Here is a 9,005-nt window from a genome sequence, read left to right as displayed (position 1 = left end):
AGCGGACAATGGTCGAAAGGCCACTAGTCCGCAGGAGAGACACTCATCGATGCTATCCAGGCGTCCTGACCTACGCCATCAGATATGCTGATTTTTCAGCACTGCTTGGAAACAAGCATGTCACTACGAGCCTCCTGCGCGGAGGTTGCCATCGCGAAAATATTTTATTTGCCACTGCAGTCGAGCGTGCACGGCAATGAGGCTGGGCGCATGCGGAGATTGTGTCTGCAGTATGCAATAGGACTTCCTTGCTAGCAGATCCTGTTCGGCTTTTGGACTCATTAGCAAACGGCAGAGGCCCAGGCTACTCTGCAATGGATGGCAATAGGCTACTTTTAGAATGTGTTAGCCAAGCAGCGACTATCGCTGCGCTTAGGAGCAGCGATGAGCATAAAAGGGAACGGGAAAAAGATACCGCTAAACGTCTATTTGCTAAAAGAAAACAATGGAATTCTATGGGACGATAAAGACGTAATTGCTAGCCCAATAGGATCAGGCGGTAAACCCCAGAAAATCCAGACGGAAAAGCACCTCCTCGGCCCCGAAGGGATTTACGGCACTCTCTTTATTCGGAAGCCGATACTTGAAACTACACCTGATTGGCTTGAATTCATCGCCCAAGGGTTGAATGAGAGCGTAAAGACTAAGAGCTGGACAAATAAAAGCGTGTCCGCTCTTCTCGTAGTGACTCACAATTCAAGACAGTTCGCGGTCGCCTTTGGGCATGGACGACACATGATTGAGCCGCGATTGATAGAAGATAGATTTGGCATAAGGGTTGTTCTGAACAGCGTTTCGCCAGACAGAATTGCCTCAATTGATCGACAGACTTTTGATGCATCCCCAAGAATAAGCCGGACGCAAACTATAAAGGCATCCTCAGTCTCTGATTACATGATTAATGCTGAACAGGATCTGCTGAGGGGGTTGGTAGGCTTTACAAAGCCTGAATACTCTGATGTTCTTGGGCCATTAATCGCAGGAATTGACTCATTTAAGGCTTCAGTTCCTGCGGAACTAGCAGGGCTAAATAAATTTTTTACGGCAGTGCTAGATCGGTCTGCTTCTAAGGACTATTTGACCCGAAATGTCGATGGCCATAATAGTGAGTTCTCTTGGGTCGAAAATTTACTTCCTGTGAAAGACAAAGATGTTATTGAAGAGTTAGAGGCGCTGCTTTGGGGCGCACTGAGATCTTCCGAAAAGCATAATATGTGGCTTGCCATCCCAGACATTGTCGACTGGAGTAACGTAGCTGGATTTTCCTATCGGGCAGAAGCCGAGGGCACGGATATACAGGAGGTTCTGTATCTTGAAAAATTTCTTGACACTTTTCGACGTGATGCGACGCTAGATACTGTTAAACGTCGTGATATCTTTATGATTCACACTGATGGGCGGGTGCCGGCGAGATTTAGTGCCTTCAAGTGCATTTATGCTGAGATAAAGCACAATGCGAAGTTGTTTATCTTGCATGCCGGAAGCTGGTTTAGGGTAGAAGACTCTTTCCAAGCATCTGTTGAAAGGTACTACTCTGATCTTGACAAGAAGAGCTTTGCTGCTCCTTTTGTGGAGTACGATCACTCCGGTGAAGGAGAATACAATGAGTATGTGTGTGCTCAGGCGTCTTCCACTCATGCGATGCTTGATCGGCAGCTAATTAGATTTGGCGGTAGCTATGACAAGATCGAGGTTTGTGACATTTATAAGAAGCAAGGCATTGGTGAGAGAGGGGAATTTATCCACGTAAAAAGAGGGCGAGGATCTTCTAATCTTAGCCACTTGTTTGCTCAAGGCTTAGTTGCTTCTACGCTTTTAGTTCGTGAAGCTGAGTTCGTTAAGGATGTAAATGAACAGCTAGCAAAACAAGGCTTTCCTGCGCTATCAGAGAGATTTGAGGCCAAAGGAAATGATATCGTATATGCAATAATTGATGGCGAGAACTCCTCTAGTCTAGATATCCCATTCTTTAGCAAAGTAACGCTTCAAAATTGCGGAAAGACTATAACTTCATACGGATACGGAATTAAACTCCTCCACATCCCTGAATCTGCAGCATACCGTATAAAGGTTGCTCAGAAGGTAGCAACAAAGAAGCTCGAAAAGAAAGCCACGGCTGCTGGTAAAGCTAAAGTCAAAAAAGTACAGCAGGAAATAGTACTAAAAAACCATCAATCAGAATTAAAAGTGGAGCGAAGTCAAGCGGAATCACCCCAGCGCCTAGCTAAATGAACAACGTCGTGGGCATTGATTCTGTAGGATTGATTTGTGAGCCTCGGTTTAAGGTGCTCAAAGGCGATGTTCGACTTGTTTGGTATACAGAGTATGAGTAGCAGGTAACCAGCAAGGAGATCAATGACCTCTGCGTTTATTCACCTGTTCGTTCAAGCTAACTCAGTAGGTAGCAAAGCACACCAGATTCGGCTCTTCGGATGGAAAACCCCAGATCACCGCTGGGCCAGGGGGGGGCGTGCGCTCGTGCGCACATTCAAGTCATGGCTTGTGTACGCAGTGGCAGCTAGCACTCTTATGTCCGCTACTGGCCGAAAGCGGACCGTCAACAAAATCTGCAGCGTCCATCGTCAGGCTTGCCCGTTAACGGGCAAGCACATTCATACCCGCATCAACAGCCGCAATCGCATCCTGCCAACAAAGTCCCGGCACCACTGCCACGCGGAAGCCAATCCGTGTGTTTCGTATTGCTCGAAGAGTTCGAAGTGTTCCAGGCACAGTCCGGCGGCACGTAGCTCGGGGCAGTCGGGATGGGCCAGCCGTGACAGGCTGGTAGTGAGCATGGGGTAAGGCTGGGGCGACTGGATAAGCCAGCCCAGTTCGGTCTGCCCGGCATCGCAGAACAGCAGCTGACAACGACCGCCCAGTTGCTGGTCGAGAATTGCGTTCAGGCGGTCACACAGTTGAGCGGGTGGGAGCGATGTGCCGCGCAGATGGGTGACCAGCAGAAAACGGTGGTTGTAGGTGGGGATCAACGCAGGCCCTGCCTCAAGGGGGAGAGGGCAGGGATTAACACACTCTTGTTACGCATTGAGGAATAGGAAATGTCCTAAAGTGGCCCTGGCCGGCTCCAGGGTTCGCGGGGTTATTTCGGGTACAGCGGCGGCAAACTGCTGGTGTCGGCCAGCGGGGTCTGCACCTGTTCGGAGATGGGGATGGCGCGGATTGCGCGCCACAGTTCTTCGCCTTGCCAGTAGTGGCCGGTTTCGCTGTAGAGCGCGCCGTTGAGGCCGTCCAGGGCGTCGGACAGGGGCACGAAGCGGGCGGCCATGTCTGCCAGGGTTTCCGGTTGCTGGCGGGCCCAGGCGTCGAGGGCCTGGCGGGTGGCTTGTGGGTCGTTGGCCAGGCAGGCGCGCTTGAGGTCGTCGAGCAGGGTGCGCGGGCTGGGGCCGGTCTGCGCGGCGCGCAGGATTGCCGGTTGCCAGCGCGCGCGCCACCAGAGGCCGAAGCCGAGCAGGGTGGTGCAGGCGAGGAGCAGGGTGCTGAGTTTCCAGGCCCACAGGGTGCCGCTGTCGCCACCGGCGCCAGCCGTTGCCGCGCCAGCCGGGGTGTCCACCACCAGGCTCGGGTTGTTCGCCACTTGCAGGGTGCGCGCCGGCAGGCTGCTGCGCTCCAGGTGGTCCTCATGGGTGTTCCACCAGACCACTTCCACCGTCGGCAGGTCGATGCTGCCGCTGCGATTCGGCACCAGGGCCTGGCTGTCTTCGCGGCTGCCGATCAGCCCGCGGTCGCTGATCTGATTGCTCAGTTGCGGTTGGTCCGGGTAGCTGCGTAGGCCGTTGGCCTCGGTCACCGGCAAGGGCGGCAGCTGCGAGCTGGACAGGCCTTCGGCCTTGAGGGTCAGGCTGCGGGTCAGCGAGTCGCCGACCTGGCTGTGCTCCGGCTCGGGGTTCCAGCTTTCGCTCAGGCTCAGGCTGCGGGCCGGCAGCCAGGGCGCGTCGGCCGGGTATTCGACCGGCTTGGCCTTGACCGTCAGCGGCATCTGCGCCGAACTCACGTGCATCAGCTTGCCCGGCTTCAGGCCTTGGGGCGCCGGGTCCTGGCTGCCTGCGGTGTCGGCCAGGGTGGCGCTGAAGGTCAGTTCCGGAATGTTCAGCACGCCGCTGTGCTGGGGGAAGATCGCGTAGCGGATCTCGATCACGCCGTGGCGCACGCCGTTGATGACTTTCTCATAGGTGCGCGACTCGCCGAGCTGTTCGACCCGGGCGTCGTCGATCTGCAACGGCGTCAGGCTGCTGTCGTCGTACAGCGACACCGAGTGATAGATGTGCAGGGTCAGCACCGCCTGGGCCTGCACATAGACGCTGTCCTGGTCGAGGCTGGCGTCGATGAACACCGGTTCCAGCGGGGCGCTGTCGCTGCGGCTTGCGCTTTGCAGCACCTGCAGGGTGATCGGCTGACTCTGTACGTCGCCCAGTTGCAGGGGCGGGATCACCACGGTGCCGGTGGTCTTGGGCAGCAGGGTGATGATCCAGCGGGTGATGGCGCGGTTGTCGCCATTGAGGCTGGTCAACTGGTTGACCTGGCGCGTGCCCTGGACCTCGAACTGTGGTTGCAGCGGCGTCAGGTCGGGTTTGCCGAACAGCGTGACATTGTTTGATTCCAGGGTCAGCTCGACGGTTTCCCCGGAGTTCACGCGGCTGCGGTCGACACTGGCGACCAGCCCCTCGGCCCGGGCAGCAAAGGCGCCGAGCGTCAGCACAAGCGTGAGTAAGAGGGTGGTGAAGCGGGTCATCGAATTTTTCCCTGATCCTGATGTTGTTGCTGTTCGTACCAGAACTTGCGGCGCAGCAGTTCGCCCGGATCGTCCGGAATCTGCCGCAGCCATTGTTCCAATGCCTGCCGGTGTTCGCCGTCGAAATTGTCCTGGGCATCGCGCAGCGGCGGCGTGGTGGTCTGTTCGTCGCCCAGTTCGCTGCCGGGAATCGCATCGTTGCCCGGGGTGGCGACCTCGTCGTCCGTCGACTCGTCGGCGGTGCTGGGGTGGCTGTTCTCCGGGGGCTGCTGGCCCGGGGTGACCGGTGCCTGGGTCGCCGCGCCGGCTTGTGGCGGCTGGCGGGTTTCGTCGTTGTCCTCGCTTTCGCCCTTGGCCGGTTCTTCCGCTGGCGCGGGCTCGGTTTCCTGCAGCAGGCGTTCGACCAGGGCCTTGTTCTTTTGCGCGGCCGAAAGCTCCGGTTGCAGCTCCAGGGCCTGTTCGTAGGCATCCAGCGCGGCTTCCAGCTCGCCGCTCTTGGCCAGGGCGTTGCCACGATTGTAGTGGGCGCGGGCGTCGTTGCCTTCGGCGAAGCGCTGAGCGGCAGCGGCATAGTTGCCGGCCTCGTACAGCGCCACCCCTTGCCACTGCGGGTCCTCGAAATGCTGCGCCGCTTCGCCGGGCCGCTTCTGCTCCAGCAGGCGCTGGCCTTGCTGGTCGGGGCGCAGCCACAGGTCGTTGAGCTCGAAGGCGTAGCTGGGCTGCGGCACGGCGAACAGCAACAACGGCAGGCAGAACAGCCAGCCGCGGCGCCCGGCACAGGCGGCCAGCAGCAACAGCGGCAGGAGCAGCCAGTAACCCTGGTCGGCCCAGGTGTCCAGGCGCAGGGTCTGGCCGTCGCTGCGCAGGTTCTGCGGACCGCTGAGCAGGCCCAGGCCGCGCAGGTCGTTATCGTCCAGGCGCGCCGGGCGATAGCGGCCGCCGACTTCGCCGATGAAGCGCTTCAGGCTCGGGCTGTCGAGGCGCGACATCAGAATCGCCCCCTGTTCGTCCTTGAGAAAACTGCCGTCTTCCTGGGCCACCGGCGAGCCCTGGCGGCTGCCGACCCCCAGCATCAACAGTTGTGGCGCCTGGCCGCCGAGGGCCTGGCGGATGCCCTGACGTTCCTGTTCGCTGAGGGACGAGCCGATCAGCAGGATCCGGCCCTGGCCCAGCGCGCCCTGGTCCAGCAGCTTCAAGGCCTTGTGCAACGCCAGGTCGGCGCGATGCCCGGGCTGGGGCATGATCGATGGCTTGAGGGCTTCCAGCAGGTTGCGGCTGGTGGCCAGGTCATCCGACAGCGGCACCAGGGTGTGGGCGCTGCCGGCATAGACCACGATCGCCGTCTGCGCATCGCTGCGCACCTGCAACAGGTCCAGCAGCTTGCGCCGGGCCTGTTCCAGGCGATTGGGCGGTACGTCGCCGGCGAGCATTTCCGGGGTCAGCTCCAGCAGCACCACCAGCGGGTCGGCCGGTTTCTGGCTGGTCTGTTCCACCCGTTGCCAGCCGGGGCCGAGCAGGGCCAGCACGGCGAGGATCCAGGCCAGGCCGAGGGCGACCCACGGCAGCTTGCTTTCGCGACCACTGCCGCCGCTGAGCAGGGCAGCGTGAAAGGCCGGCGGCAGGATCATCTGCCAGCGCCCGGCGCGTTTCTGTCGGTGCCACAACTGCCACAGCAGCCAGCCGAGCAGCGGCAACAGCAGCAGCCACCAGGGACGGAACCAGTGGGGCCAGAGTTCGGCCCAGAACGGCGCGCTCATCGACGCCTCCGCAGACGCAGGCGTTTCAGCCGTTCGCGCCAGTGGGGCAAGGGCTGCAGAAAGCGCTCGCGGGTGAAGAAACGGTGCAGCGGATGGTCCGGCCAGCGTTCGCGCACCACCAGCAGCATGCTCAGCAGCAGCGCCCCGGCCAGCGGCCAGCTGTACAGCGCCTGCGCCGAACGAGCCTGGGTCGGTTGCTGGGTCACGGGTTCCAGTTGGTCGAGGGTGTCCTTGATCGCTTGCAGTTCCTGGCCGTCGCGGGCGCGGAAGTAGCGCCCACCAGTAGCTTCGGCGATGGCCTTGAGGGCCGGCTCGTCCAGGTCCAGGCTCGGGTTGAGGCCGAGGAAACCCAGGGTGGCGCTTTGCTCCGGGTCGGCGCCGATACCGATCGGGTAGATCTTCACGCCTTCTTCGGCGGCCAGGCGGGCGGCGGTCAGCGGGTCGATTTCGCCGCCGTTGTTGGCGCCATCGGTGACCAGGATCAGCACCCGGCTCTGCGCCGGCCGCTGGCGCAGGCGCTTGAGCGCCAGGCCGATGGCGTCGCCGATGGCGGTGTTCTTGCCGGCGATGCCGATCTTCGCTTCGTCCAGCCACACGCGCACGGTGTGCCGGTCGAAGGTCAGCGGCGCTTGCAGATAAGCCTTGCTGCCGAACAGGATCAGGCCGACGCGGTCGCCTTCGCGGCGTTCCAGGAAGTCACCGAGCAGGTGCTGGACCAGGTTCAGGCGGCTGACGTCTTCGTCCTGCCACTGCATGTCGGGGAAGTCCATGGAGCCGGAGACGTCCACCGCCACCAGCAGGTCGCGGCCGCTGGCGGCCACGGGCAGCGGTTCGCCCAGCCATTGCGGGCGGGCGGCGGCCACCAGCAGCAACAGCCACAGCAGAATGAAGGGCGCCTGCTGGCGCCAGGTCGGCAGGTTGGCCCGGGCGCGGCGCTTGGCCAGGCCTTCCAGGTCGCTGAGGAAGCTGACCTTGAGTGCCGGTTCGCCGCTGTCGGCCACCGGCAGCAGCACCCGCAGCAGCCAGGGCAGCGGCAGCAGGGCGAAGATCCACGGCCAGGCGAACTCAAACATGTTTGCGAATCCAGATTTCCACCGCCTGGGTCAGCCCGGCGATGGCCTTGTCGTCAAGCTTGCACTCGGGCTTGTAGGCGCCTTCCACCAGGACCATCCAGCGCGTGAGGCCGGCCGCCGGGCAGCGGTTGTCGAGGAACGCCAGCCACTTGCGACCGTTGAGGGTGTGGCTCTGGCTGTAGGGGTAATGGTTGCGGCACAGGCGCTTGAGCAGGCCGTTGAGCTGTTGCAACCAGGCGCCGGCGGGCGCGCCGTCGTAGGGCTTGGGCAGCAGCGCCAGTTCGGCGAGGGCGGCCAGGCGTACCGGGTCCAGCGGTTGTTCGGCGCGGGGCAGGGCGCGTTGGCGCGGCCAGAAGCGCTTGAGTTGCCACAGGCCGAAACCGAGCAGCGGCAACAACACCAGCAACAGCCACCAGCCCGGTGCCGGCGGCCACAGGTCGATGGCGGGCGGGGCGATCAAGGGTTGCAGTTGGTCGAGGCTGCTCATCGGGTTTTCCCCGGGCGTTGCGGGTTCAGGTACTCGCGCAGTTGCTCGACCATTTCGCTCTGGGTGCTCAGGGGCATCAGCAGCACCCGCAGCTTCTGCGCCAGCAGTTCCCAGCGGGCGATGCGCGCTTCGCTCTGCGCCCGATAGGCCTGGCGCAGTTCGTAGTTGAGGGTGTCCAACTCCAACTGCGCGCCGCGTTCGGCGAAGCGCAGCAGGCCGGCGGCGGGCAGGGCGTGGTCCAGCGGGTCGGACAGCGGCATCAGCAGCAGGTCGCAATGCCGCGACAGCAGGCTCAGTTGCTGCTCGGCGGCGTCGCTCAGGGCGCGCTCGTCGCAGATCACGATCACCAGGCTGCCCGGGCGCAGCACTTCGCGGCCACGGCGCAGGGCGGTGCCGAGGGCGTCGCGCTCCGGTTCGGTTTCGCTGTGCAGCGACTGGTTGACCCGCACCAGGCGGTTGAGCAGTTGCAGCAGGCTCTGTTTGCTGCGCCGCGGCTTGATCTCGTAGTGGTCGTCGTCGCCGAATACCAGGCCGCCGACCCGGTCGTTGTGGCCCAGGGCGGCCCAGCCGATCAGGCTCGCGGCCTGGGCGGCGAGCACCGACTTGAACATCAGCCCGGAGCCGAAGAACAGCCGCCGGCTCTGCTCGACCATGATGAAGATCGGCCGTTCGCGTTCTTCGTGGAACAGTTTGGTGTGGGGTTCCTGGGTGCGTGCGGTGACGCGCCAGTCGATGCTGCGCACGTCGTCGCCGGCCTGATAGACCCGCACCTGATCGAAGTCGACGCCACGGCCGCGCAGCTTGGAGTGGTGCAGGCCGACCAGTGGGCTGCGCTGGCTCGGCGTGGAAAACAGCTGCACTTCGCGCACGCGATGGCGCATCTCGATCAGCTCGGCGAGGCTGACGCGGATGCCCGGGGCATCGACTGTGCTGGCGTTCAT

Annotated in this window: 7 protein-coding genes; 1 reads left to right on the top strand and 6 read right to left on the bottom strand. The window is 61.7% G+C overall.

Annotated features, from left to right (window positions below; all coding sequences use genetic code 11):
• Positions 1-384 precede the first annotated feature (384 nt).
• Entirely contained in the window at positions 385-2,232 is a 1,848-nt protein-coding gene (locus tag J4D52_RS27395; protein ID WP_102677999.1) for a DUF6119 family protein, read from the top strand.
• 380 nt (positions 2,233-2,612) lie between these two features.
• Here the strand turns inward: J4D52_RS27395 and J4D52_RS27390 are convergent, their stop codons facing one another.
• The 6 genes from J4D52_RS27390 to J4D52_RS27365 all read right to left on the bottom strand — a co-directional run bounded on the left by J4D52_RS27390 (position 2,613) and on the right by J4D52_RS27365 (position 9,005).
• Positions 2,613-2,987, bottom strand: coding sequence for a hypothetical protein (locus J4D52_RS27390; protein WP_102677998.1), 375 nt, complete (start codon positions 2,985-2,987; stop codon positions 2,613-2,615).
• Between the two features lie 110 nt (positions 2,988-3,097).
• Positions 3,098-4,747: a BatD family protein gene (locus J4D52_RS27385; RefSeq protein WP_102677997.1), complete on the bottom strand. Its 1,650-nt coding sequence runs from the start codon at positions 4,745-4,747 to the stop codon at positions 3,098-3,100.
• Positions 4,744-6,504, bottom strand: coding sequence for a VWA domain-containing protein (locus J4D52_RS27380; RefSeq protein WP_102677996.1), 1,761 nt, complete (start codon positions 6,502-6,504; stop codon positions 4,744-4,746). Before J4D52_RS27380 ends, J4D52_RS27385 begins: the two co-directional genes overlap by 4 nt.
• Positions 6,501-7,577: a VWA domain-containing protein gene (locus J4D52_RS27375; RefSeq protein ID WP_025809168.1), complete on the bottom strand. Its 1,077-nt coding sequence runs from the start codon at positions 7,575-7,577 to the stop codon at positions 6,501-6,503. Before J4D52_RS27375 ends, J4D52_RS27380 begins: the two co-directional genes overlap by 4 nt.
• Positions 7,570-8,064: a DUF4381 domain-containing protein gene (locus tag J4D52_RS27370; protein ID WP_102677995.1), complete on the bottom strand. Its 495-nt coding sequence runs from the start codon at positions 8,062-8,064 to the stop codon at positions 7,570-7,572. The genes J4D52_RS27375 and J4D52_RS27370 overlap by 8 nt, the downstream gene beginning before the upstream one ends.
• A complete protein-coding gene (locus J4D52_RS27365) occupies positions 8,061-9,005 on the bottom strand; it encodes a DUF58 domain-containing protein (protein ID WP_102677994.1) in 945 nt (314 codons plus the stop codon). The genes J4D52_RS27370 and J4D52_RS27365 overlap by 4 nt, the downstream gene beginning before the upstream one ends.

Origin of the sequence: Pseudomonas sp. GW460-12-10-14-TSB1, assembly GCF_017349775.1 — a bacterium.
GTDB lineage: Bacteria > Pseudomonadota > Gammaproteobacteria > Pseudomonadales > Pseudomonadaceae > Aquipseudomonas > Aquipseudomonas piscium.
The sequence above is the reverse complement of the archived record's forward strand: the minus strand, read 5'-3'. Positions and strand labels throughout refer to the sequence as shown.

Excerpts from the sequence above, each read along its gene's own strand:
- J4D52_RS27395 (WP_102677999.1), top strand. The coding sequence starts at position 385 with ATGAGCATAAAAGGGAACGGGAAAAAGATACCGCTAAACGTCTATTTG.
- J4D52_RS27385 (WP_102677997.1), bottom strand. The coding sequence starts at position 4,747 with ATGACCCGCTTCACCACCCTCTTACTCACGCTTGTGCTGACGCTCGGC.
- J4D52_RS27380 (WP_102677996.1), bottom strand. The coding sequence starts at position 6,504 with ATGAGCGCGCCGTTCTGGGCCGAACTCTGGCCCCACTGGTTCCGTCCC.
- J4D52_RS27375 (WP_025809168.1), bottom strand. The coding sequence starts at position 7,577 with ATGTTTGAGTTCGCCTGGCCGTGGATCTTCGCCCTGCTGCCGCTGCCC.
- J4D52_RS27370 (WP_102677995.1), bottom strand. The coding sequence starts at position 8,064 with ATGAGCAGCCTCGACCAACTGCAACCCTTGATCGCCCCGCCCGCCATC.
- J4D52_RS27365 (WP_102677994.1), bottom strand. The coding sequence starts at position 9,005 with ATGAACGCCAGCACAGTCGATGCCCCGGGCATCCGCGTCAGCCTCGCC.